Annotated in this window: 21 protein-coding genes; 7 read left to right on the top strand and 14 right to left on the bottom strand. The window is 47.2% G+C overall.

Annotated elements, in window-relative coordinates; genetic code table 11:
• Positions 1 to 24 precede the first annotated feature (24 nt).
• Together DDR33_RS17435 and DDR33_RS17440 are read right to left on the bottom strand one after the other, a co-directional pair.
• Positions 25 to 930, bottom strand: coding sequence for a carbohydrate kinase family protein (locus DDR33_RS17435; protein WP_158280788.1), 906 nt, complete (start codon positions 928 to 930; stop codon positions 25 to 27).
• A gap of 11 nt (positions 931 to 941) precedes the next feature.
• Positions 942 to 2,270, bottom strand: a complete 1,329-nt coding sequence (locus tag DDR33_RS17440) for a sugar porter family MFS transporter (protein ID WP_109417093.1) — start codon at positions 2,268 to 2,270, stop codon at positions 942 to 944.
• Between the two features lie 341 nt (positions 2,271 to 2,611).
• Here DDR33_RS17440 and DDR33_RS17445 point away from each other — a divergent pair, with 341 nt between their 5' ends.
• Entirely contained in the window at positions 2,612 to 5,386 is a 2,775-nt protein-coding gene (locus DDR33_RS17445) for a substrate-binding domain-containing protein (RefSeq protein ID WP_238387847.1), read from the top strand.
• Positions 5,387 to 5,428: 42 nt separating this feature from the next.
• On the opposite strand, the gene DDR33_RS17450 is transcribed toward DDR33_RS17445, so the two are convergent.
• From DDR33_RS17450 to DDR33_RS17465, 4 genes are all read right to left on the bottom strand, one after another.
• Positions 5,429 to 5,614 (bottom strand): hypothetical protein, encoded by a 186-nt coding sequence (locus DDR33_RS17450; RefSeq protein WP_109417094.1) that lies wholly within the window; start codon positions 5,612 to 5,614, stop codon positions 5,429 to 5,431.
• A 39-nt stretch (positions 5,615 to 5,653) separates the two neighbouring features.
• Positions 5,654 to 6,199, bottom strand: a complete 546-nt coding sequence (locus tag DDR33_RS17455; protein ID WP_109417095.1) for a DUF6934 family protein — start codon at positions 6,197 to 6,199, stop codon at positions 5,654 to 5,656.
• Positions 6,200 to 6,310: 111 nt separating this feature from the next.
• Positions 6,311 to 7,270 carry a helix-turn-helix domain-containing protein gene (locus DDR33_RS17460; protein ID WP_238387848.1) on the bottom strand — a complete coding sequence of 320 codons (960 nt, stop codon included), beginning with the start codon at positions 7,268 to 7,270 and terminating at the stop codon, positions 6,311 to 6,313.
• A 58-nt stretch (positions 7,271 to 7,328) separates the two neighbouring features.
• Complete coding sequence (locus DDR33_RS17465) at positions 7,329 to 8,096, bottom strand: SDR family NAD(P)-dependent oxidoreductase (RefSeq protein WP_109417096.1); 768 nt, start codon at positions 8,094 to 8,096, stop codon at positions 7,329 to 7,331.
• Positions 8,097 to 8,258: 162 nt separating this feature from the next.
• Here DDR33_RS17465 and DDR33_RS17470 point away from each other — a divergent pair, with 162 nt between their 5' ends.
• Positions 8,259 to 8,753, top strand: a complete 495-nt coding sequence (locus tag DDR33_RS17470) for a helix-turn-helix transcriptional regulator (RefSeq protein ID WP_109417177.1) — start codon at positions 8,259 to 8,261, stop codon at positions 8,751 to 8,753.
• Positions 8,754 to 8,759: 6 nt separating this feature from the next.
• A complete protein-coding gene (locus DDR33_RS17475; RefSeq protein ID WP_109417097.1) occupies positions 8,760 to 9,413 on the top strand; it encodes a nucleotidyl transferase AbiEii/AbiGii toxin family protein in 654 nt (217 codons plus the stop codon).
• A 13-nt stretch (positions 9,414 to 9,426) separates the two neighbouring features.
• Here the strand turns inward: DDR33_RS17475 and DDR33_RS17480 are convergent, their stop codons facing one another.
• The gene (locus tag DDR33_RS17480) at positions 9,427 to 11,586 is read right to left on the bottom strand and encodes an alpha-glucuronidase family glycosyl hydrolase (protein ID WP_109417098.1); all 2,160 of its coding nucleotides are present in this window, start codon (positions 11,584 to 11,586) and stop codon (positions 9,427 to 9,429) included.
• Positions 11,587 to 11,740: 154 nt separating this feature from the next.
• Here DDR33_RS17480 and DDR33_RS17485 point away from each other — a divergent pair, with 154 nt between their 5' ends.
• The 3 genes from DDR33_RS17485 (at position 11,741) to DDR33_RS25930 (ending at position 13,219) form a co-directional block, all read left to right on the top strand.
• Positions 11,741 to 12,238, top strand: coding sequence for a protease (locus tag DDR33_RS17485; protein WP_109417099.1), 498 nt, complete (start codon positions 11,741 to 11,743; stop codon positions 12,236 to 12,238).
• Between the two features lie 142 nt (positions 12,239 to 12,380).
• Positions 12,381 to 12,599 carry an addiction module protein gene (locus DDR33_RS17490; protein WP_109417100.1) on the top strand — a complete coding sequence of 73 codons (219 nt, stop codon included), beginning with the start codon at positions 12,381 to 12,383 and terminating at the stop codon, positions 12,597 to 12,599.
• A 476-nt stretch (positions 12,600 to 13,075) separates the two neighbouring features.
• On the top strand, positions 13,076 to 13,219 hold the full coding sequence (locus tag DDR33_RS25930) for a hypothetical protein (RefSeq protein ID WP_158280789.1): 144 nt from the start codon (positions 13,076 to 13,078) through the stop codon (positions 13,217 to 13,219).
• Between the two features lie 21 nt (positions 13,220 to 13,240).
• Here the strand turns inward: DDR33_RS25930 and DDR33_RS17500 are convergent, their stop codons facing one another.
• The 6 genes from DDR33_RS17500 to DDR33_RS17525 all read right to left on the bottom strand — a co-directional run bounded on the left by DDR33_RS17500 (position 13,241) and on the right by DDR33_RS17525 (position 21,111).
• Positions 13,241 to 16,189, bottom strand: coding sequence for a DNA polymerase III subunit alpha (locus tag DDR33_RS17500; RefSeq protein WP_109417102.1), 2,949 nt, complete (start codon positions 16,187 to 16,189; stop codon positions 13,241 to 13,243).
• A 5-nt stretch (positions 16,190 to 16,194) separates the two neighbouring features.
• Positions 16,195 to 17,352, bottom strand: a complete 1,158-nt coding sequence (gene dinB / locus DDR33_RS17505; RefSeq protein WP_109417103.1) for a DNA polymerase IV — start codon at positions 17,350 to 17,352, stop codon at positions 16,195 to 16,197.
• A 276-nt stretch (positions 17,353 to 17,628) separates the two neighbouring features.
• Complete coding sequence (locus DDR33_RS25935) at positions 17,629 to 18,603, bottom strand: collagen-like domain-containing protein (protein WP_158280790.1); 975 nt, start codon at positions 18,601 to 18,603, stop codon at positions 17,629 to 17,631.
• A 38-nt stretch (positions 18,604 to 18,641) separates the two neighbouring features.
• Entirely contained in the window at positions 18,642 to 19,562 is a 921-nt protein-coding gene (locus DDR33_RS17515; protein ID WP_158280791.1) for a collagen-like domain-containing protein, read from the bottom strand.
• A gap of 42 nt (positions 19,563 to 19,604) precedes the next feature.
• Entirely contained in the window at positions 19,605 to 20,525 is a 921-nt protein-coding gene (locus DDR33_RS17520) for a collagen-like domain-containing protein (protein ID WP_109417106.1), read from the bottom strand.
• Between the two features lie 193 nt (positions 20,526 to 20,718).
• On the bottom strand, positions 20,719 to 21,111 hold the full coding sequence (locus DDR33_RS17525) for a VOC family protein (RefSeq protein ID WP_109417107.1): 393 nt from the start codon (positions 21,109 to 21,111) through the stop codon (positions 20,719 to 20,721).
• Positions 21,112 to 21,209: 98 nt separating this feature from the next.
• Here DDR33_RS17525 and DDR33_RS17530 point away from each other — a divergent pair, with 98 nt between their 5' ends.
• Positions 21,210 to 22,028 carry a class I SAM-dependent methyltransferase gene (locus DDR33_RS17530; protein ID WP_109417108.1) on the top strand — a complete coding sequence of 273 codons (819 nt, stop codon included), beginning with the start codon at positions 21,210 to 21,212 and terminating at the stop codon, positions 22,026 to 22,028.
• On the opposite strand, the gene DDR33_RS17535 is transcribed toward DDR33_RS17530, so the two are convergent.
• On the bottom strand, positions 21,978 to 23,168 hold the full coding sequence (locus DDR33_RS17535) for a DNA-binding transcriptional regulator (RefSeq protein ID WP_109417109.1): 1,191 nt from the start codon (positions 23,166 to 23,168) through the stop codon (positions 21,978 to 21,980). The two genes, DDR33_RS17530 and DDR33_RS17535, sit on opposite strands and share 51 nt — an antisense overlap.
• Positions 23,169 to 23,198: the final 30 nt, after the last annotated feature.

Consider the following 23,198-nt stretch of genomic DNA (forward strand, 5'->3'; position numbering starts at 1 on the left):
GTTTTAAATTGGGTTTATTATGGTTTATAAAAAAATTTCTCTTCGGAAGGTAAGATATTCTTCTGCGTCGTATTCCGGGCAGCCACCTTTACGGGTTGCTACAAAACCGCCCATAGCAATAGCGTTTCGAAGCATAATCCTTGGCTCTTCGCCTATATAATGATTGGATAAAAAAGCTGCCAGAAACGCATCGCCACTGCCGATGGTATCCGCTACCTTTACTTCACGCCCTGCACAATGATACGCTTTGTCTCCTTTATAATACGAAGCTCCAAATTCCCCTTTCGTTACAATTATTTCTTGTATGCTGAATTTGTCCTGGATAAATTTGATTTGATCTGCCTCCTTCTCATATGATCCATGAAAAATGGACTGTACCATTTCCAGCTCGGCTTCGTTAAGCTTTGCCAAATCACACTTTTCAAGTAATTTCATCAAGAGCGTCCTGTTGACAAATGGTGGTCGAAGGTTAATATCGAATACCTTAAATGAGTCTTTTTCAAGTAGCTTGAAAAGTGTATTCCGTGTGATGTCATTGCGGGAGGCAAGGCTTCCAAATACAAAGTACGTCTGCGGCTTAATATAGCTACTGATTTCTGTTGCGTCATTGATATAATCCCAGGCTACTGGAAATACAATTTCATAAGACACTTCATTCCTATTGTTCATTTTAGCGATTACTTCGCTGGTAGGATGGTCTCCATCTTCCTGTAGTAACTGGCGGTTGATACCCCATTTATCCATAAGGTTCTCTAGTTTCCGGCCGTTGTCGTCTTTTCCCACTCTACTGATCAGGCTGGCAGGCAGTCCAAGTTTATTGAGATGATAAGCTACATTAAGTGGAGCACCTCCAGGCTGAGGTCCGTCCGGTAATACATCCCATAAGATTTCACCGTAACAAATTACCGGTATAATTTCACTATTATTCATAAAAATATCAGTTAATGGAGTATAACGTTTGTTCCTATCTGTTCCAGTGATTTTCCTTTTGTTTCGGGCATGAAACGCCATACAAAAATGAGCTGCAGTATCATCATGGAGCCGAAAAAGTAAAAGGTGACGGCGCCGCCTAGCTTCTCGGCCAGGTAGGGGAAGCTGAAGGCGATTAATGCAGCCATTATCCAGTGGGTAGAGCTGCCCAAAGTCTGGCCTTTGGCCCTTACCTGGTTGGGGAAGATCTCGGAAATGAATACCCAGATAACGGCACCTTGCGAAAAAGCAAAGAACGCGATGAACACCATCACGTAAATGGGGATTGCAAAGCCGCTGAACTGCCCTGAATTGAATGTGACCGCCACCAGGAAGAGGGAGCCGATTAAGCCGACGGACCCGATTAGCATCAGTACACGCCTTCCTACTTTATCAATGAAGTTGATGGCCATGAGCGTGAATGCAAAGTTAATGGCTCCGATGCCTACTGTTGACAGGAGCGAGGAATGGGCGCCTAGTCCCGCCATTTCGAAGATCCGGGGAGCGTAATAGATGATGGCGTTTATGCCGGAAACCTGGTTGAAGAATGCGAACAATACCGCCAGGATGACCGGTGCTTTATATTGCCTGGAGAAAAGCCGTGTCTCAGGGGCACTTGTCTGGCTTAACTTAGAATTTTCGATCGATCTTAGCTCCTGTTCGCAGTTAAGCGGATTGATAATCCGCAAGATCTCAAGAGCCTGAGCACTTGCTCCTTTTTTGAGGATGAGCCACCGCGGACTTTCGGGGATAAAACGGATTAATATAAGAAACAGCAAGGAAGGGGCTGCCTGAACTCCCAGCATCCAGCGCCATGAACTTTCGCCGCCCTGGCTGATCAGGTAATTGGAGAGATAGGAGATCAGGATGCCTAACACCACGTTAAACTGGAACAGACCAACCAGCCTGCCGCGCCTGTCGGCAGGTGATACTTCTGAAATATAGATAGGAGCGGTAACGGATGAAGTGCCGACACCTAAGCCTCCGAGAAATCTGAAAAATAAAAAGATATGCCAGTTGTCGGCTAGTGCGGTGCCTAAAGAGGATATTAAATAAGCAAAAGCGACCATGTATAAGGTGTTCTTACGTCCGAAGTGGTCGGACGGACGGGACCCGAGCATCGAGCCTATAACTGTTCCGATGAGTGCAATCGAAATGGTCAGGCCATGCTCAAAAACCGACAGGTTCCAGTATTGCTGGATAGATTTTTCAGCACCTGAAATCACCGCCGTATCGAAGCCAAACAGAAATCCGCCGAGAGCCACGACCATGGACCAGGCCAAAACAGAATTTTTTTTCATATAATTTAAATGGGTATGAGGGTATTAATTAGTTAACTCCGGCAAGTTACGGTGCCTGTCTGCCTGAAGGCATTGATTTTATTTCAAAAATCTCTGAATTTTGTTCGGTTTTGTTAAGTGGCTATTTGTTAGGTGTTTGTGTTGGTTTTTGCGTTGTGGTAGTCATACTGATCTACAATTATGTTGCACCAATCTTCGGTTGTGTTTCATATTTTCTATGGAGCCAGGTGATCATCAGCAGTCCTGATTTGTCGGGCTAAAAACTTTATTCTTACATTTGAAGGAAGAGTCGTTAAGCCAATTATTTTTTCCCGGGATTATTCTTTTTAAAGTTTATGTTGATGACAACGTCGAAGATGCGGTTATACGGTGCGGGTGTCTGGGTGATCATGCTGATAACATTTTTGCTGTCGGGGTGTGGGCAGGATAACAAAAAAGCAAAGTTTACGATCGGCTTTTCCCAGTGTGTGGGATCTGACCTGTGGAGAAGAACGATGCTGGAGGAGATGAAAATGGAGCTTTCCCTGCATCCCGGCGCGAATTTTATCTATGAAGATGCCGGTGGAAATAGTGCACAGCAGATCCAGCAGGTCAGACGTTTGCTTGATAAAGGCATCGATCTCCTTATTATTTCCCCTAATGAAGCCAGGCCTTTAACGCCCATTGTGGAAGAAGTATATAACCGCGGAATACCGGTGATTATCATAGACCGGAAAACAGCCTCGCCGCTGTATACTTCGTATGTAGGTGCCGACAACTACCAGGTAGGCAAAATTGCCGGGCAGTATATTTCCTCTCAGGCTACCACCCCTGTTAACCTGATCGAAGTGATGGGCCTGCCTGGTTCATCCCCCGCCATAGAACGGGACAGGGGCCTGACTGAGGCTATCAGGGACAACAAAAATGTTCGCCTGAAAGCGAAAGTGTACGGCAACTGGTTAAAAGAACATGCCGAAAAACAGCTTTGGAAGATCAGGGAACAGTTGAAGGATGCGAGCTATATTTTTGCGCAGAACGATGTGATGGCGGCAGGTGCCCGGAATATACTGAATAAGCTAAACCTGTCGGGGTCGGTAAAGGTGATCGGCGTGGATGCGTTGCCCGGTACCGGCGGCGGCCTGGAAATGGTGTCAGGCAAAATGCTGAATGCCAGTTTGCTGTATCCCACCGGTGGCAAGGAGGCTATTGTTACTGCCTTCCGTATTCTCAGCAAAGAGCCGTTCAGCCGGGAAAATAATATGCAGTCGCTGGTGATTGATTCTTCCAATGTGCAGTTAATGAAAATGCAGTGGAACAAGATCAACAGCCAGCAGAAAGATATAGAAAAGCAGCAGGCGCTGCTGGAAGAACAACGGGCCGTTTATAACAGTCAGCAGGTGGTGTTGAATATCCTGGTGATTACACTTGTTTTAACGATCGTGCTGGGGGGACTGGCATCATTCTCGCTGATGGAAAACCGGAAGATCAATAAGAGCCTGGAGGCTAAGAACATGGAGATCCTGGCGCAGCGGAACCAGCTGGTTGAAATGTCTGAGAAAGCAAAAGTGGCAGCGGAAGCGAAACTGAACTTTTTTACGAATATATCCCATGAGTTTCGCACACCTCTTACCTTAATGCTCTCGGTGGTAGATGATTTGCTGAAGCAGGACCGGATGCCGGAGGGGGGGAAGAATATCCAGATCATCCGGAAGAACGCCTTCCGTCTTTTAAAGCTGGTGAACCAGCTGCTCGATTACAGGAAAATTGAATATGATAAACAGAAGATTAAAGCTTCTGAAAATGACCTGGTTGCTTATGTCCGGGAGATTACAGAGAGTTTCCGCCATCATGCCCAAAAGCTTAATGTGCAGCTGAATTGTATCTCGCAGGACCGTGAGATGAAGGTTTGGTTTGATACCCAGATGCTTGATAAGGTATTTTTTAACCTGATATCTAATGCGCTCAAATTTACGAGGGATAAGGGATTGGTATATGTCCGCATCTGGCAGGATGGTGAGGGGTATGCATGTGTGGCGGTGGAGGATAATGGCATCGGTATGAGCCCGGGGGAAACGGGGCAGCTGTTTAACCAGTTTTACCAGGCTGATCATACCCCGACTGTAGGTTCGGGAATCGGCTTGTCTCTCTCCCGTGAAATCGTCCGCCTGCACCAGGGAATGATCGAAGTTAAAAGTGAAAAATGGAATGGCTCAGTCTTTACGGTTCGCCTGCCATTGGGAAGCGGGCATCTGAGTCAGGAGGAAAAAGTAACGGCGCAGGAGGATATGGTGGACCTGGATCGGCAGTCTAAACTCTATACTGCCGACTTTGACCTGGTTCCTGCTGTAAAGAAAAGCGATGCTTTGGCAGCTCCTAAGGAATTTTCCGTCCTGCTTGTGGAAGACAACGAAGATTTGCTGCAATACCTGGAGGAAAAGCTCAGCGAGCATTACGAGGTATACACGGCCGGCAACGGGCCTGCTGCGTTGAACCTTGCGTTTCAATGGGTGCCCGATCTTATATTGTCGGATGTGGTGATTCCTGACCTGTCGGGAAAGAGTTTGTGCGGGAAGCTTAAATCGGATTTTAGAACCTCGCACATCCCGGTGGTCCTGCTGACGGCTCAGAACAGCATCGAACAGCAGATTTCGGGCATGAATGCTATGGCTGATCTGTATATTACCAAGCCCTTCAACTTTGATTTTTTACTGGCCAGCATTCAGAACCTGATCAGGAACAGGATTAAGCTGAAGGAACATTTTACCAGTGATATCAGCGGAACAGAGAAGCTGGCGCTCCCCAAAAGTTTAGACCGGAAGTTTATCAACGATTTTAACGGGATCATAGAGCAGAACTTGTCTAATGATAAGTTTAGTGTGGATGATATCTGCAAAGAGATCGGGGTGTCGAGGGTGCAGCTGTACCGGAAGGTTAAGGCGCTGCTTGGCTATAGTGTTTCTGATTACATCCTGAACCGCAGAATGAAAAAAGCAGAGTATCTCCTGGCAAATGAGGATTATACAATTGCGGAAGTGACATACATGATCGGCTTCGCAAATCCCAATTATTTTTCGACTGCGTTTAAATCGAAGTACGGGTGTACGCCTACGGAGTTTAAGAAACAGCGGCAGCTTTAGATAAACAAGGAAACTTTGCTGTCGGAATATAGCCTGATCGCCCTATTTTGCTCTTCTGGCGATTGAATCAAGTTCGGCCATAAAAACTTCAGCATCCTTGCTGTTTCTGATCACTTTACTTAAACTGTCTGATCCGAACGCCATCTCGCTAGTGGCAGAAGCAGGTTTTGCTGACTTGCTCGCCATCTTCTTCAGTTCGGCCATCTTTTGTTGAACACGCTGATTCATAATACAAATATATCCAATTCTCAACAAAAACAATGCCTGCTACGAACATCGACGGAACATATAATATCGATAGAGATCTCTGTTCTCCCGATTGTAATCAAAAGGTTCAGATCTTGGTTTGGCTATGTATGTCCCATCCGAATTCTGTTCATAGCTTCCATCTCTAAAAATACGTACATACCAGTCAACGCCAATTGCAATAAAATAGTCACTCAAATATTGACGGTTGTGTTTTAACATTCGGTGATAAAATCTTGCCCGAAAATCATCAGACCCATCGACTCCTATTACTAAAGACGGATTTTCATCCAGAAAGACCAATGCCAGAATTAAGATGGTTGAAAATACCTTGTTTATATTTTTGTGATGCAATCTGACATTGTCACGGAAACCTCCGCTTCTGTTAGGCGGCCCAAATCCAAGGTTATAAACATTTGGCAAGTGCGGATCCGGATGCTTTTTGATTTTAACAAGCAGTTGACAAGTGTTTCCATCATTCTGCGGGGCATTGAAAATCATTTCTGTTAAATCATCAGATATCGAGACAGCATCATAAATATCGTCAAAGTTGATAGAGACCTGCATCGCGGTTGGCTTTTCTTTATATGGTTCTACGTCAGAAATTTTAAAATGTAACAGATTTTGGAAGTATTATCCGTCAAAGAAACTGAAACGACTGAACCAAACTTGCCTTGATTAATTCAGTTGCCTGTAGGCTTTTGGAGAATACCCGGTTTTGCTTTTGAAAAGCTTCGTGAAATGAGAAGGATGCTCAAATCCAAGGTCGTACGCTATTTCGCTGATGGCGTTTTCGGTGCTCCAGAGCAATGCCTTTGCTTTGTCAATCAGCTTCAGGTGTATGTGTTCCTGGGTGGATTTGCCGGTATATTTGCTTAACAGGTCGGTGAGGTAATTGGCTGAGAGGTTGAGCTCTGAAGCGAAATGTTTTACGTCGGGCAGGCCCGATTCTATCAGCGAACCTTTGGCAAAGTAATCATTCAGAAGCCTGTCGAACCTTTCCACGATATCATGGCTGACTTTTGTCCTCGTGAGGAACTGGCGGTCGTAAAACCGCGAGCAGTACGACAGCAGCAGTTCGAGGTTCGTGAGGATGAGATTGTAGGAGTGCTGGTCTAAATTGCCGGATATCTCCCTGGAGATGTTCCGGAGGCAGTCTTCGAGGACATTCTTTTCAGCGTCTGAGATATGGAGGGATTCGTTGGCCTCATAGCCGAAGAAAGAATATTCGGTGAGCTTGCTTCCCCGGGCACTTGCATTCAGGAAATCAGGATGGATGTAGATGGCCCATCCTGTCACTTTATTCTCAATGCCTGGCGATAACACCTGGTGGGGCGCGGTAAACATCAGGGTGCCTTCGGAGAAATCGTAGTTTGTATGGCCATATTTCATCCGGCCCTCTATCTTTTTGCAGGCCACAGAGTATAAATTGAGCCTGTATCTGGCGCCTTCCTTTCTATGTGAACGGTCGACTTTGGCGAGGTCGACAATGGTGATCAGGGGATGCAGCGGCTTATCGTAATGAAAAAACTCGTGCAGCTCTGAAACTGACCGGATATCTGTATACTCCATTGCGTTCGGATGGTTGAAAATTGAAAAGATGAACTTGTTTATATGCAAGTTCTGATAAAGTTGCATATAAAACAAGTTTTGAGCTCCTATCTTTTAGCACGCATCATGGATGCGCGGGTGCCGTTTATATCATGATGCCCCCGCCTGCTTCAATGCGCTGCGCATTAACAAAGCGGCTGTCGTCGGAAAGGAGGGAGACGACGAAAGCGCCTATGTCGTCGGCTTCGCCCAGGCGGCCGAGCGCTGTACTGGCGGCTATCTGCTGGCGGTGGGCTTCGTCGCCTTTTCCGCCGCCGAACTCAGTGTCGATGGCCCCGGGCGCCACGGAATTCACCCGGATCTTGCGGTCGGCGTATTCTTTGGCGAAATACCGTGTCAGTGCTTCTGTTGCTGCCTTCAATGCTCCATACACGGCTACACCTGGAAATGCAAAACGGGCCAGTCCGGAGGTGATGTTAATGATCTGGCCGCCATCATTGATGAGCGGCAGGAGCTTCTGTGTGAGAAAGAAAACACCCTTGAAGTTGACATTCACCAGTTCGTCAAACTGCTCCTCTGTGGTGTCTTTAATAAGTGTACGCTGAGCTATCCCTGCATTGTTCACCAGGTAATCGAAGTTTTCCCGGTTCCATTCCTGCCGGAGTGCTTCTGAAACCTGGCCGGCGAAACGGCTGAAGGAGCGGATATCGGCGGCATTTAACTGAAGGGCGACTGCTTTGCCTCCGTTGCCTTTGATCTCTGCGGCTACTGCCAGCCCTTCTTCTGAACGGTTGTTATAGGTCAGGATCACGCCGAGTCCCCGTTCTGCGGCGTGTAATGCGATGCTTTTCCCGATCCCGCGGCTTCCCCCGGTTACCAGGACGATTTTTGCTTGTTCGTTATTTGTCTTCATGTTGCGGAAATTTTATAAGACAAAGTTCCGGGATGATGTCGGCTTGTATTTGAATATTTAAGGGAAAGACTTATACTTTTCTCTGGCATGACGTGGTGGCTGGCGTTTAAAGGGGGCCGATCTGGGGTGTTTTTTTGTAAACAATTTTGTTTATATTTGTATATGGACAAGCGGTTTGAGAAATATAAGGGTATTCATCCTGGAGTAGTTCTTGAGCGTGAATTAAAAAAACGCTCGCTCAAGCAACGGCCGTTTGCTTTGTCGGTTGCCGAACATCCTCAGACATTTAATGCAATAGCGAGGGGAAAGAGGGGAATCAGTACAGCCCTCGCTCTAAAAATAGAGAAGGAATTGGGCCTTGAAGAAGGAACGTTGGTATTACTACAGGCCTATTACGATATTCGTATGGAAAAAGAGAAATGGGAGAGAGCTAAACCCGATTTATCTCTTTTGAGAAAGTCTTTATTCTGGGATGCTGATATCGATCGAATCGATTGGAACAAGCACTATAAAGCGGTTATTCAGCGGGTTTTTGAACGTGGCAATGAGCAGGAGAAGAATGAGCTCGTGCGGTTTTATGGGGAAGAGCTGGTTCAGTCGGCCTTAAACACGGGGAGGACTCCTCGTTCTTTCCACATACCGGGTGCCTCAAAGTAGACTGTGATGTTACATTATAATACGATTGGTGATCTTTTACGAGAATACCTTCTTGTCCTGATGAACTCCAGGGAGTTTGAGAAATTCCGCTTGGTTGGAGGGACAGCATTAAGTTTACAATTAGGACATCGCGAATCAATAGATATTGATCTTTTTACAGACTCTCCTTACGGAAGTATTGATTTTTCCGAACTTGACAGTTTCCTGCAAAGTACCTTTCCTTATACGGAACACTCGGCAGATTTGATTCCTGCGATGGGCAAGTCGTATTTCATTGGGGCAGAGGCGGGGCATTCTATTAAACTGGATGTCTTTTATACTGATTCTTTTATTCAACCCGCTTTAGTGGAAGATAATATCCGGCTTGCAACTGCCGAAGAAATTGCAGCGATGAAGATTGATGTGGTGCAACGTGGTGGTCGTAAAAAAGATTTTTGGGATCTTCATGAACTATTATCCGTTTTAAGTATTGAGAGGATGCTGGGCCTGCATCAGCAACGCTATCAATACAACCACGACGAACATCTTATTCTGAATAATTTTTCAGATTTCAGTCTTGCTGATGAGGATTTCGACCCCAAATGCTTACGTGGAAATTATTGGGAATTTATAAAAGAAGACATTGAAGATGCATTGGCTGCATATTGGTTACGTAAATAATGTATATACTATCCTAATTCATACTTACTTTCAAAGCCTTATAATATTCCAAATCATGCGCCGGCGCTTCCAGCTCTGCTGGAATAGGTCTTTTTGAAAAAGTCTGGAAATAGAGCAGGCAGGCATCCCGCCATATCACGGCTTCTTTTTCCTGTTCGGTCAGCAAGTTCTTTACGAGTGTGAAGCGTTCGGGATCGACGAGCGTTTTCAGGGTTTCCCATTTGTTTTGCATGGCCCTGACGGTGTAGACTCCGGCGGAATAACGGTAGCAAAGTTCATTCCAGAGGGTTTTCCCGGAGGAGGTTTTGTAGTCCCAGTCGGCATGGTGAAACCATAGCAGAAATTTTTCGGGGCAGGTATGAATATCGTTGAACCGTTCTTTCAAGGCGCCGGCATACTGGCTGACTGCATCGCTTCCGGCTGCTGTGCGGTCGAACCCAATGCCTTTTTCATCTGCGCGGTGGAAGCTCTCCCTGGTGCCGGTTGGCGCCGGTTTATCGCGTCTCCAGGGGGCGGGGCGATAGTGGCTGATATCCATAAGCATCGTCAAACCAAGCGGACCCATATAGTTGACGGCCGCTTCACGGGATTGCATGGTGATTTGCTGCAAGCCGTCAAGCAGCACTTTATTGTTCCCGAAGGTGAGAATGTTCCATTCGCGGATCACGCCGGATGCTTTAAGTTCGGGATTCCATGACATCCTGCCAAAGGCATACCAGTTGGCCTGGGCAAAGGGATGTGCCGTCCAGTTGCGGGCATCACCGATGTTGGCAACGCCTGCGATACCCGTCATTTTCTGAGGGCTGACCTTGCCTTCAATTACTTTTGCCACGGTCGTTCCCTGTCCTTTTGCGTAGGTGTCGCTCTGAAGGCATTCTTCAAAGAGCGGCCCGAGATAGACCAGGTGTGTACTGAAGCCCAGATATTCCTGCGTAAGCTGAACTTCGAGCATCAGGGGCGTTTTGTCCATCGCTCCAAACAGGGGATGAAAGGGTTCTCTCGGCTGAAAATCGATCGGCCCGTTCTTTACCTGCAGGAATACGTTGGATGCAAACTTGCCGTTGGTGGGATGAAATTCGTCATAGGACTCCCGGATGCGGTCCTGTTCCCTGTTTTTATAGACAAAGGCTCTCCACATCACGATCCCCCGATGAGGAGCAAGAGCTTCGGCGAGCATATTTGCTCCGTCGGTATGTGATCGTCCATAATCCTGGGGACCAGGCTGCCCTTCTGAATTTGCTTTTACGCAGAACCCACCGAAGTCGGGGATGAGCTGATAGATCTCATCTGCTTTCTTCTTCCACCATTGTTTTACTGCCGGATCTGCGGGATCGGCAGTGGCCAGTTTCCCGATCCTGATGGGAGCGGCGAAGTTGACAGAAACGTACACTTTTATTCCATACGGTCTGAATGCGTCGGCTAGCGCTTTTACCTTTACCAGGTATTCAGGGGTGAGGATATTGGGATTGGCATTTACATTGTTGAGGACGGTCCCGTTGATGCCGACGGAGGCGTTGGCTCTTGCGTAATCGATATATCGCCGGGATATTTTTCCGGGGAGTGTGTTCCATTCGAAAATAGATCTTCCGGCATATCCGCGCTCGATGCTCCCATCGGGGTTATCCCAGTGATTGAGCAGGCGGTTTTGCAGTCTGGGAAAATCGCTTACAGAAAGGCGGGCGATACTGGTTTCGGAAGCTAAGATCTGCAGGAAACGGAAGGTGCCGTAGAGCAGCCCGATGTCGGAATTGGCAGTGATAAGCGTGTAATTCTTTCCTCCTCCTGTGATGTTTTTGATGATGAAGCCTTCTTTGCCAAGCTGGCGAAGCTGTGCACGCAGCTCTTTATCTGCATTTGCTCCAAGCCTGGAAAGGGGGGCCACCACGATGCTGTTGTTCTTTATTGCGTCTGTTTCGGGGATCTTTTTGCCTAGCAAGCTGCTGAGGCCGTTACGGAGTTCAGTTTTGGCAGCGTTGATGGTAGCTGAACTGCCCATGAAGGTATATTGCTTCAGCTGATCCTGGTACAGGCTGAGTGTTTTTTTATTTTGGATCCGGTCGTACCTCAGCCACAGTTTATAACCATCTTCTGCATGAGTCTTGGCTTGCAGGAGTAAAAGGATGAGTAAACTGAATATTCTTAAATGGGTGGAACGGAATGTGGTGCGAAACATGTTTAAGGAGTGTGTGTAACTGGTGTTTATTGTGTGTGGCAAATATAAACGAATATTTTGGATACGAATCAGCCGCGGGTTGTCCAATAATGTACAATGGGGTCATAATGGTTATCCTCTTTTGCTACCTTTACTGAAGTTTATTTATAGAGAAATGATTCGTGAAAATTTGCTTATAGTATTGATAGGGGGCCTCTTGGCCGTGGGATGTAAAACCAGGAAAGAGTCCGGAAGTGGACTTGAAAGTGGTTCTGGTCCCGTTGTGAAGCTGCAAACTGCGGGTGCGCCTGTGAATGCTGATTCAGTGATGCTGACTTTTGTGGTTTATAATCACTCGGATACGGTTCAGCATTTTTGTAAATGGGATACGCCTTTTGAGCCTCTTCTGGGCAAATATCTGAGTGTAACCGATAAGGCAGGAACAGAAGCGGATTATAAGGGAGCGATGGCCCGCAGGGTGATGCCGCCGCCGTCTGAAAGTTATATCCTGGTGAACCCTCACGACAGCGTGTCTGCTACTTTCAACCTGGCTAAGGGATATGCTGTTAAGCCGGGGAGCTATACTGTACGGTATATTGCTTCGGGCTTGAGCGGCCTTCAGGCTGGAAATGAGTTGAAGGTGGTGGTGCCGGGGGGAGTAAGTAGTAAGTAGTAAGTTTTAAGACGGGGCTTTGGGGATTTGAGTTTTGAAATTTGTGAGGAAGTGTGATGCCTTACTGTTTTGAAATTTGAGCTTCTGTCTGACGTATATTTAAGGTTGAATAACTATATTTGTTAGTATTCATTTTTTGCGTATGGATTTACAGTTTTTGTCGGACGGGAGAGGGCGTACAACAGCAGTACAAATGTCATTGGAAGACTGGGAGCGCATAAAAAGCTTATATCCCGATATTGAATATCTTTCTGGTGATTTGCCGGCTTGGCAAAAAGATTTACTGGATATGCGATTAAAGGCGATAGCTGAGAACCCTGACCGCATCAGACCCGGAAGTGAATTATTTGATGAGTTATAGAAATTGTTAAATGTCTTCATGGAGTTTATTCTATTATGATGAAGTCAGATTTGACATTAGAGATGCTAAAGAATGGTATCGGAAAACGCAGACCGGTTTGGAAAAGAGGTTTGCCTCAAGTGTCAAAGAGACTATCCTAAGGCTTCAAGAGACTCCATTGATATATCAACCTCGTTATAAGCATGTTCGTGTAGCCTACACACCAATATTTCCTTATGCAGTACATTTTATGTGAACGACTCGTTAAAGCAGATTGTAATAATAGCTATAGTACATCAGCACAGAAACCCTGAACACTTTAAGCAACGGTTATAAACCATCGCATCAAAATACCGCGGATGCGGCAATCCTGTTAGGTTTTTAAGTGGCGTTAATTTCGTGGCTGATGTAAGGTAATTGATCGGAATAAGCTTGTCGTTTCCGGAAAAGGGGAGCAAATTGACGCTGGTGCCGGGAAATACCGGGGTAAAGCAAAAATGTCTTTTCAGCAGATGCCTGATGATAAATCAGCCAGGGGAGATGCTTCAGCAGAAAAACAGAAAGCGGATGAGCAACTTATGGAAGCCGACAGCATTACCTTTAGTTTACGCAGCCTGAAGGGGAAGGCGGTTGGGAAATAAGGGGGATAACGGGGGGCTGGCCTAATCCATCACGGGATTGCTTTTGATCTCCAGCTTGGCAAACCGCCTTACTTCGAGACCCGGATAACCAAAGTCTTCTACTATTTTTCCTTCTACCAGGTAGCAGCCCGCCCCACGGAAAGGATAGGAGGGTGTGGAATCGGGGAAGTGTACGGTGTCGAAGAAATCGCCCCGGGCATCCAGAAAGGTGCCGAACCACATTTTTTTATTGTTCTTCGTGTATACGGTTTTTTCGCAAACGTAAAGTCCTACCATTCGTACTATTGCGCCCACATGTTTGTTCATTTGCCGGGCCATCACGTTTCCCCTGAAGCTGGTTTTCAGCATACCGAACATGGATAGAGAAAGCGGATATCCGAGAAGTTCGAGTTCGTGATAGGCATCTTCCAGGGGGCTGACGGTGAGTTCGGGCAGCTGGTACTGTTTCTTATCTATTTGGAACAGTTCCGCTGCGTTCACCGGCTTTACTTTGTTGCCCAGCAGCGTGTGGACCTCCCAAAGCAGCTGTTTTTTGTTTTTTCCCGTGAAACGGAGAGCTCCCAGGCGTATCAGGATGATGGCCTGTTCCAGGCTGATGGCGGTGCGTTTTACAAAGTTTTCGAGGCTGAGATAGGTGCCGTGCTGATCCCGTTCTTTTGGAATAAGCTGGATAAGTTTGTTTTCCAGTCCCTGGATCCCGATAAACCCGAGCCAGCAATCTGTTCCTTTCACGTTGACGGCGCTGTCACTATGGTTCACACAGGGAAGATGAACCTTTGCCCCGGCATTGTGGAGTTCGTGGACATATAGCCAGCGGGTGTAGAAGCCTCCGTAGTTGTTGAGCACAGCCACCATGAATTCGATGGGATAGTACGTTTTTAAATACAGGCTCTGGTAGCTTTCGACGGCGAAACTCGCTGAATGAGCTTTGTTGAAGCTGTATCCTGCGAAGCTGCTTACCTGGCGCCATACTTCCCTGATGGTTTCTTCGGGCCTGCCGAGGCGGCGGGCGCCTTCGAAAAAGCGGTCTGTCAGCCGGTCGAATTCCAGCCGGGAGCGGTATTTGCCGCTCATGCCGCGGCGGAGGGTATCGGCGTCTGATCCGTCCATGCCAGCAAAATGGATGCATACTTTCATCACATCTTCCTGGTATACCATCACTCCATAGGTTTCTTTCAGCTGTTCTTCCATTACGGGGTGAAGATATCTGACTTCTTCGGGGTGATGATGGAAGCGAATATAGGTGGTCATCATACCGGAAGAGGCTACCCCGGGTCTGACGATGGAGCTGGCGGCCACCAGCACAGGGTAATTGTCGCATCGGAGTTTGCTGAGAAGCTGGCGCATGGCGGGCGATTCGATATAGAAGCAGCCCGTGGTATCACCCGTTTTCAGCCGTTCGTTAAGGCGCCGGTCATTCATAAACCCGCGTACCTGGTGAATGTCGATCTTTTGCTGCTGGTTTTCTTCTATGAGACGGACGGCCTGTTTTATATGACCGATTCCGCGCTGGCTGAGGATGTCGTACTTATCGTAGCCCACCTCTTCGGCTTCGTACATGTCCCATTGAACCACAGGCAATCCTTTTGGAGGAAGGTCAAGGGCGGTATAATAGGTGATAGGTTCTTCGGATATCAGGATGCCTCCGGCATGGATGCTTCGCTGGTTGGGCATATCGCTCATAATCCCATGGATGGTCATGATCTTTTTATAGGTCGCGTTATCGCGGTTTTCCAGTTCTTTGGTACGGTCAGTGAAGCTGTCGATCTCTGCTTTGGGCAGGCCCATTACTTTGCCGATCTCCCGGATGACCGACCGGTCGCGGAACGTGGTGATGGTTCCGAGCAATGCCGTATGGGTGCTGCCATACTTTTTAAAGATATATTCCTGGATGTCATCGCGTTCGTCCCAGGAGAAATCAAGATCAAAGTCGGGCGCGGATGTGCGCTGCTCGTTTAGAAACCGCTCAAAATACAGGTCGAGGCTAATCGGGTCGACATCCGTGATGCGCAGGCAATAAGCGACGAGGCTGTTGGCGCCCGAACCCCGGCCTACATGATAATAGCCTTTTGACATAGAATAACGGATGATATCATGCGTGATGAGAAAATAAGAGCAGAAACTGAGATCGTTAATGACCTGCAGTTCATGTTCCAGTCTTTTCTGCGCTTCTTTGTTATCTGGTCCATAGCGGTAAAGCAAGCCCTCCTGCGCGAGTTTTTCAAGCTGTATTCTGTCTGTCTCACGGTTGCCGGTGAAGGTTTTCCTGTTCAGCCTTACACGTCCTTCAGGGTAGTCCATGTGGCACTGATCCAATAATTTGTGTGTGTTTCCGATAATGAAGGGGTACTCAGAAAACTTCGCTTCCAGTTCCCCTGGCGCCAGGAACTGGTCTGTCTCAAGGCATTTATCGTCATCGTCCACTTTAGTCAGTACCGTGTTCAGGTCAATTCCCCTTAAGTATTCATGGAGGCGGTATTCTATGCGGCCGGAAATGAAGACGGGTTGAAGGACAACTAATTTGTCTTTAATGAGAGAAATGTCTTTCTTATAAAGGTGATGCAGTTGGGTACTCCGGATGCCCAGGAATTCATTCTGCCTTAGCTCTGTGTTAACCTGGCTGAAGGGGTAGACGACAAAGGCATGATTAAATTGAGGGGGACGGGCAGGTAAATCTTTTTTCTGAAGGTTGTGCTCTGTCAGGAACTCATTGAGCTCTTTCATTCCTTCTTTATTTTGTGCGATGCCGATATAGAGCAGTTTCTTGTCGTGCCGAAACTCCATGCCGCCGATGGGGGATAAAGCGCCTGTTTTCCGGCATTTCCGGATAAATTCCATGACACCTGTGGAGTTGTTGATGTCGGTGAGTACCATGCGGGTAATGCCCCTGGCACAGGCTTCTTCAATGAGTTTGTCTACCGGCATGGTTCCGTAGCGCAGGCTATACCAGGAATGAACGTTGAGATACATGGTGTTTACAGGTTGATATTCATTGTTGACGCCAGAGAAATGGCCTGTTCGCCAAACCGGGACCGGATCTTGTCCATCGCCTGGTACAGGCTGTATTGTTCACGCGAGTCGCTGTAAAGGTCGATCTGCTCGAAGCCGCTGACGAGGTTGGACAGCCGTACGCCGACAAGGCGGATGAGCATACGCTTTTGGTATACCTGGTTGAACAGCTCTTTTGCTTTATGAATGAGGACGCTGTCGAGGGATGTATAGGGAATGACGGCCTGTTTGGTGACGTCTTCAAAATTGGAATACCTGACGGTGACGGTTATGCAGGCGGCGAGCTTCCGTTTTTGCCTTAGCTCGTAGGCAATCCCGGTGACCATAGCCGTCAGCAGGGTATGGATAGAGGCTACATCAATGGTGTCGGTCTTGAACGTACTTTGGGTCCCGATGCTTTTTTGTTCATGATAGGGGATAACGGGTGATATATCTATTCCTTTTGCTTTCTGAAGGAGGACGAGTCCGTTTTTACCTAATACGGTATTCATCTGATCCGGGTGCATTTGGGAGAGGGTGCGAATCTTCCGCACCCCCATGTCACTGAGCTTCATAAAGGTTTTTTCTCCGAGGCCGGGAATCTTTTTTATGGAAAGCGGATCCAGGAAGTTGCGGACTTCCGGCTGCCGCACGTTGAGCTCGCCATTGGGCTTGCACTCATTGGTGCACATTTTGGATACGGTCTTGTTGACCGACAGCCCGAAGGAGATGGGAAGGCCGGTTTCTTTTATGACCTTTTTACGTAATTCGTGTGCGTAGAGCTGTGTGTGATGGAACCGGTCCATGCCGGTCATGTCAATATAGTGTTCGTCGATAGAGGCCTTTTCAATGAGCGGGACATGCTGACGGAGAATGTCGGTAATTTCGTGCGATGCTTTGGAATACTCGTCCATATTTCCGCGGATAAACATGGCGTGAGGGCACAGCATCCTGGCCATCCGGGATGACATGGCTGAATGGATCCCATATTTCCGGGCTTCGTAACTACAGGAGGCTACCACTCCGCGGTCTGAGGTGCCGCCAATGATAACCGGCTTTCCAGCCAGTGAGGGATCTTTCCGTGTTTCTACCGATACGAAAAAAGCATCCTGGTCCATGTGAATGATCTGCCGCTCTGTCTGCATGATACTATCGATTGTGAATACAAAAATATGCTAATATTTTTAGTATTTACAATCCGGTTTAAAATTATGCGATAGATATCTGAGAGCAGGTATTAATACCTGTCAGGATTGGGGCAAAAAAAAAAACTGCGCCGATGGGCGACGCAGCTAGAATCTTTGATTGTGGATCGTTTCGGTATGATCCAACTTATACGACCTTTATAACAGATACGTATTTATACTTGTTTTAATTTTTTGTTAAACAATTTTAAAATAGCCGCGAATTGTTTTGATGATCTACTTTAGGGAAGTTCTTTTCAGAAATTTCTCAACTTCGGCCATATTATTACTATTGACATTGGCTGCTTTCATCATAGAGAGGGTATTAGGAAGCAGCAGTATGATTTTTTGGTCAAACCTGCATTCGGTAACTGCTTGTGTCTGTCCGCTTTGTGTCCATGCGACAAAAGTCAAACCTAATTTGCCGCTGTTTGCCGCATCTCCGTATATTTTAACAGATCCGAAAGGATTTGTGATCAGAAGATCATTAGACTTATCGAAAGCATTATACCATTTTCCGGATGGATCATTTGTTTCCCGGATATAGACCAAAATTCCTCCCTGATCATAGGCTTGCGTGTAATAGCCATTGAAGTAGTAAGTACTGATTCCCCGTGTGCTGTTTGCTGGAACTGAAAAACGGCAGTTTGTCATAAAGATCACCTTGTTTGCAAAGGAGGATTTAGTGAGGTTGATACCTGGTCCCCATCCAAAAGAGCTTTTAGGCCCGTAAAATTGAGCACTTACTATATCGATAAAGAAGTCGCCTTCTTTTCCCTGACTGGTTGCGGGCGCAGCGCTCCCACTCAGAATGATGGCGCCGTCCTTACCATTTACGCCGTCGCGGCCATCTGTCCCATTGCTACCATCTGTTCCATCAGCTCCGTCTACGCCATCTGTTCCATCCTGGCCTCTATCCCCTGTAACACCGCGCAGCGTAAGGGGCTGTCCCCATCCTGAAGAGGATTTAGGACCGTAGAATTCGGTTGTACTAAGATTCAGGTAGAAGTCGCCTTCTATTCCGGTACTTGCCTGCGGAACTGTTATACCGCTCAGGATTGAATTGCCATCCAGCCCGGCGATACCCTGTATTCCCGGCATTCCTTTGTCGCCTGGTTCGCCGTTCTCAGCTTCTTTGCAGGATATAAAGACCAAACACATCACGAGCAGTGACAGGCTGTACGTTTTAAATGGGAAGTAAAATGTTTTCATAATTATATAGCAACGTTTCAGGGTAATTGAGATGTTCTTTAATTGAGTTTTGCTGCCGGAATTAATACAACTTTAATGTCTATCGTACTTCTGGCGAGATCATCAGCTACCCTCGCTTCTCCTACCATTTTAAATGAGGTGCGGGTAGAGGACTTAAGATCACGATATATAAATATTTCCGAGGTGGGAGTGTAATAATATGTCTGGCCCGAAAAATCGGCATCGTGCCATCCGGAATCTTCCTGCTGTCCTAGTTTAAAGTATATTTTCACACTTCCTGCTTCGAACACCGATGCATAATCACCTCCGGGAACCACAACAATTTCGCCTGTGCTAAGCAGCGGAGGTGCTGAGGGGGCGACTGAGAAAGTTAAACCTGTGATGAAAATGGTTTTAATGCCAGATTCTGAACCCGACGAGCTGATGCTGAGCCCTGCTCCCCAACCGCTTTCGGTCCTGGGACCGTAAATGGCTGACCGCGATTTGTCAATATAAAAATCCCCTGGTTTCCCTATAAATGCTTGCGGAGCATCCATCCCACTTAGCAATGCAGAACCGTCTTTCCCGTTTGTACCATCTTTTCCGTCTTTCCCGTTGGAACCGTTGATGCCGTCGCGGCCATTTGTTCCGTTTTGTCCATTGATGCCGTTTGGCCCTTTTTCGCCTTTCAGGCCTTTCAGGCTGAAAGGTGTTCCCCAGCCTTCGGCTGTTTTAGGACCGTATATTTCTGAGCTGGATGTATTGATGTACAAGTCTCCGTTTGCACCGGTTTCCGCAGATGGTGCAACAGGGCCCGAGTAGACTACTTTGCCGTCCAGCCCGTTTACTCCCTGAATCCCCTGGTCTCCTGTGGTGCCTAATTCTCCCTGTGCCCCCTTTTGACAGGATACTGCGACGAGAGATATCAGGACGAAACACAGAAGATATGTCTTTTTTATAGACGATGAAAAAATGTTCATATCATTATATTTCATTGGTTACTTATTCATTTCTCTTTATTCTTACATCGATGGAGGAACGCCGGATGCCGGAATCATCACTATTTTAACATCTACAGCGATGGCCGTAAGGTCAGATTCTGCAGTGCTTTCTGAAGAAGTTCCTTGTATTACCAGGTTAGAGTTGGTTGACTTTGCCTGATTGGCATAGACCCGGGTTGTTCCCTGCCAAAGATCCTGTGCCTGTACAAATGCCAATCTCCACACGCTTTCGGGATCATAGCTGTCCCGGAAATAGATCAGGACTGTTCCGTCTTCATATGGAGTTCCTGTAAGGCCTGGCAGACCAATGTTGATGGTGCCGGTTGTGATACCGGTTTCTGCAGACGTTACTATATTCTGCAGCCGAAGGGTAATATAATGTAATGTTTTGACTCCGTATTCAGTGTTCGTAATGAATAAACTTACTCCGTTGCCCCATCCGTTAGCGGTCTTTGGCCCGAACACAAGAGCAGAAGTGAGATTGATAAAATAATCGCCGGTATTGCCTGTCGTCACTGATGGGGTTCCTGTGCCACTAAGAATCGTTGTCCCATTCTTTCCGTCGAGGCCATTGGTACCGTTCTGTCCATTTTGCCCGTTGGTACCGTTCTGACCATTTGTTCCATCCGTTCCAGGAGTTCCGGGTTCTCCTTTGGCGCCGATCAGAATAACCGGAGCACCCCAGCCCCGTGCCGTTTTAGGGCCGTATAATTCAGAGGTGTTTGTATTCAGATAGAAATCACCCGTTGCTCCGGCGCTCGCTAAGGGGGCTGTGAGGCCAGATAGAACGGTTTTCCCGTTGAGCCCTGCGATTCCGCTGATGCCTTGCTGTCCTCGTTGTCCCGGTTCGCCAGAATCTTCTTTCTTACATGAAGTAAATCCTATACTTATAATGATCGACATTACAAGCCAGTTTTTAAGTGAGAAATAAACATTAGTCATATGAGAATTAATTTATTGCCGGTGGGGTATTGTGAAGAAGCGCCAGTTGGGGGCTATCGGATACTTATGGTGAAGAGTAGTTTCGTTGTTTCATGTTATAAGATGTTTTAAGAGAACAACTTAGTTGCTCTCTATGCGATCTTATACGCCGAAAAATTGATAAGGGTTACGGGAAATATTTTCGCTGAAAAGTTTATTCGCTGCAGATCTCAATATAGTTTCCTTCAGGATCCAGAATGGCACTTTCGTAATATCCATCTCCTGTAAGCCGGGGTTCGCTTACCACCTGGTATCCTTCTGCGCGCAACCGTTCGGTTTGTTGCCTGACCTCTTCTTTGCTGCTAACTAAAAAAGCCATGTGAGCGATGCCCTGACTGAACCCGCGCGCTGTTCCTGAATTGTCGATGCCGGGCTTTTGCATCAGCTCAATCCGGGTGCTTCCGCCCGGAAATGCGAGGAAGTAGGACTTAAATTGTTTGACTGGATTATGATACTGTTCTCCTGCTTTCGCCTGAAAGTACTTTTCGTAAAAATTCCTCATCTTTTCAAGGTCTCCGACCCAGATGGCTAAATGCTCTATTTTCATGTGTATTATATGTATGGGCTCCGAAGGTAAATGATCGGTACAAAAGTCGCAAATATCATTTTGAACAGGGCCGTTTGTTTCCTTATCTTCGGGGCTTTATGAATTTGATAGATTCCAGCATTTCTGATTTTTATGCTAAAAGCTCTGAGGATACGCGTTTAACCCAGGGAGTCGGGCCACTTGAATTTGAGAGGAATAGGGACCTCATTTCCCGCTTTTTTATTCAGAAGCGGGCAGATATATTCGATGTGGGAGGCGGCACAGGGCATTACTCGGAATGGCTGGCGTCTGTGGGGCACCGGGTTTCCCTGGTTGATCCGGTAACCAAGCATATTAAACTAGCTCAGAAGCGTTCGCGTAATGCGAAGAAGCCGTTTGAATGTATCCTGGGAGAGGCGCGCAAGTTGCCGTTCGCGGACGGATCGGCTGATATGGTGATCCTGCACGGACCCCTGTACCATCTGCAGCAACAAAAAGACCGGATTGCTGCACTAAATGAGGCACACCGGGTACTTAGAAAGGGCGGTGTGGTGCTGGGCTTTGCCATTACCTCTGCCGCATCGACGGTTGCCGCTCTTGGCAATGGTCTGATCCATCATGATAGTATTTTCAATATGTGCAGGGAAGAGCTCATTACCGGGATTCATCATCCTCCGGCCGAGTTTCCCGGGATCCTTTCCGATGCCTTTTTCCACCGGCCTGATTTACTGAGGACGGAGCTCGAAATGGCGGGCTTTTCAACAGAAGCCCTTCTCGCAGTGGAAGGGATGGCATGGCTGGACGGTAGTTTCTTTCAGAGCTGGAACAATCCTGAAAAAAAACAGCGCCTGCTGGAGCTTTTGAAATTGACAGAGGACAGGGAAGACCTACTGAGTTTTAGTCCCCATATGATGATTGCCGGAAGAAAGGGCAGGTGAGAATTTCTTTTTCCACTCTACGGGGCTAATCCCTTCGAGGTTGGAAAACCATCTGCTGACATGACTGTGGTCGGGAAAACCTAATGCAAAGGCTATTTCTTTTATACTCATATTATTTCTCAGCAATTGCTTGAACCTGATGAGCTTTCTATGCTGGATTTCGTCATGAATGGAATGTCCGGTTACTTTTCTGAACCGGTTGTTCAGGGTTTTTGCCGACAGGGAGGTCTCCGCAATCACGTCGGCCGGATTTATTGGCCTCCCTGTGTTACGGGAAATGAAGTTTATAGCCCTGGCGACCTCTTCATCTGCTGCTGCGATGGTGTCGGTGGAAGAGCGTTCTGCAACTTCTGCAGCCTCCGTCAGGATTACTTTTTCCCGGGGTTCTGCTCCGTTCATCATATCGCCCAGCGTGGAACAAATGATGGCGGCGGTTTGATGGTGGTTCCGGGAGATGCTGGAGAGGTTAGGATAGGTGATATTGCAGATCAGTTCGTCGTTATCAATTCCCAGTACAGCGATTTCGTAGGGTACCTTTATTTCGGCCATTGAGCAGGCATTAATGAGGATTTGCCCGAAGTCGTCGTTGCAGCACAGGATCCCCGTAGGACTGGGCAGACTCCTTAACCATCGGATAAGTTCGCCGAAGTTATGGGTTAGGATGTCGCTCTCGTTTCCTTTAAGCAGGTAGGAGAAAAATTGTGCTCCTGACTGCTGTGCGTGTTTCTGGAAGCTTTTGAGCCGTGCAACAGACCATTCCAGTTTTTCGATACCAAAGAATGCCAGGTTTTTAAATCCTTTGTTGCTGAAGTAGCTGGCCGCCAGTGCTCCGTCTGTGTCGTAATTCCCTTTTACGTACGGGATGTCTTCAAAATGATTAACGGAAGTAACCTGAATGATGGGAATCCCCAGTTCGCGGAGTTCGGGGATATTGTCTCCGAATTCGAGGATGCAGCCATCAGGCTTAACTGTCCTGATGATACTTAAGTCGTTCCTGGCGGGCTTTGTTTTGAGAAACCAGGCCGGTTCAAATATGATCTGCCACTGGCTGACCTGGTTATTATAGTCGTAAATACCTCTCAGAAGGTCCCTGCTGTATCCTCTTCCTGATTCGAGATGTACAAATACTTTTTTTCTCATTTTGGGAAATAATTGGCGTTAAATTAGCCA

The organism is Pararcticibacter amylolyticus, assembly GCF_003130405.1.
Lineage (GTDB): Bacteria > Bacteroidota > Bacteroidia > Sphingobacteriales > Sphingobacteriaceae > Arcticibacter > Arcticibacter amylolyticus.

Coding starts and splice junctions, on each gene's coding strand:
- DDR33_RS17435 (WP_158280788.1), bottom strand. CDS start 930: ATGAATAATAGTGAAATTATACCGGTAATTTGTTACGGTGAAATCTTA.
- DDR33_RS17440 (WP_109417093.1), bottom strand. CDS start 2,270: ATGAAAAAAAATTCTGTTTTGGCCTGGTCCATGGTCGTGGCTCTCGGC.
- DDR33_RS17445 (WP_238387847.1), top strand. CDS start 2,612: ATGACAACGTCGAAGATGCGGTTATACGGTGCGGGTGTCTGGGTGATC.
- DDR33_RS17450 (WP_109417094.1), bottom strand. CDS start 5,614: ATGAATCAGCGTGTTCAACAAAAGATGGCCGAACTGAAGAAGATGGCG.
- DDR33_RS17455 (WP_109417095.1), bottom strand. CDS start 6,199: ATGCAGGTCTCTATCAACTTTGACGATATTTATGATGCTGTCTCGATA.
- DDR33_RS17460 (WP_238387848.1), bottom strand. CDS start 7,270: ATGCAACTTTATCAGAACTTGCATATAAACAAGTTCATCTTTTCAATT.
- DDR33_RS17465 (WP_109417096.1), bottom strand. CDS start 8,096: ATGAAGACAAATAACGAACAAGCAAAAATCGTCCTGGTAACCGGGGGA.
- DDR33_RS17470 (WP_109417177.1), top strand. CDS start 8,259: ATGGACAAGCGGTTTGAGAAATATAAGGGTATTCATCCTGGAGTAGTT.
- DDR33_RS17475 (WP_109417097.1), top strand. CDS start 8,760: ATGTTACATTATAATACGATTGGTGATCTTTTACGAGAATACCTTCTT.
- DDR33_RS17480 (WP_109417098.1), bottom strand. CDS start 11,586: ATGTTTCGCACCACATTCCGTTCCACCCATTTAAGAATATTCAGTTTA.
- DDR33_RS17485 (WP_109417099.1), top strand. CDS start 11,741: ATGATTCGTGAAAATTTGCTTATAGTATTGATAGGGGGCCTCTTGGCC.
- DDR33_RS17490 (WP_109417100.1), top strand. CDS start 12,381: ATGGATTTACAGTTTTTGTCGGACGGGAGAGGGCGTACAACAGCAGTA.
- DDR33_RS25930 (WP_158280789.1), top strand. CDS start 13,076: ATGTCTTTTCAGCAGATGCCTGATGATAAATCAGCCAGGGGAGATGCT.
- DDR33_RS17500 (WP_109417102.1), bottom strand. CDS start 16,189: ATGTATCTCAACGTTCATTCCTGGTATAGCCTGCGCTACGGAACCATG.
- dinB (WP_109417103.1), bottom strand. CDS start 17,352: ATGCAGACAGAGCGGCAGATCATTCACATGGACCAGGATGCTTTTTTC.
- DDR33_RS25935 (WP_158280790.1), bottom strand. CDS start 18,603: ATGAAAACATTTTACTTCCCATTTAAAACGTACAGCCTGTCACTGCTC.
- DDR33_RS17515 (WP_158280791.1), bottom strand. CDS start 19,562: ATGAACATTTTTTCATCGTCTATAAAAAAGACATATCTTCTGTGTTTC.
- DDR33_RS17520 (WP_109417106.1), bottom strand. CDS start 20,525: ATGACTAATGTTTATTTCTCACTTAAAAACTGGCTTGTAATGTCGATC.
- DDR33_RS17525 (WP_109417107.1), bottom strand. CDS start 21,111: ATGAAAATAGAGCATTTAGCCATCTGGGTCGGAGACCTTGAAAAGATG.
- DDR33_RS17530 (WP_109417108.1), top strand. CDS start 21,210: ATGAATTTGATAGATTCCAGCATTTCTGATTTTTATGCTAAAAGCTCT.
- DDR33_RS17535 (WP_109417109.1), bottom strand. CDS start 23,168: ATGAGAAAAAAAGTATTTGTACATCTCGAATCAGGAAGAGGATACAGC.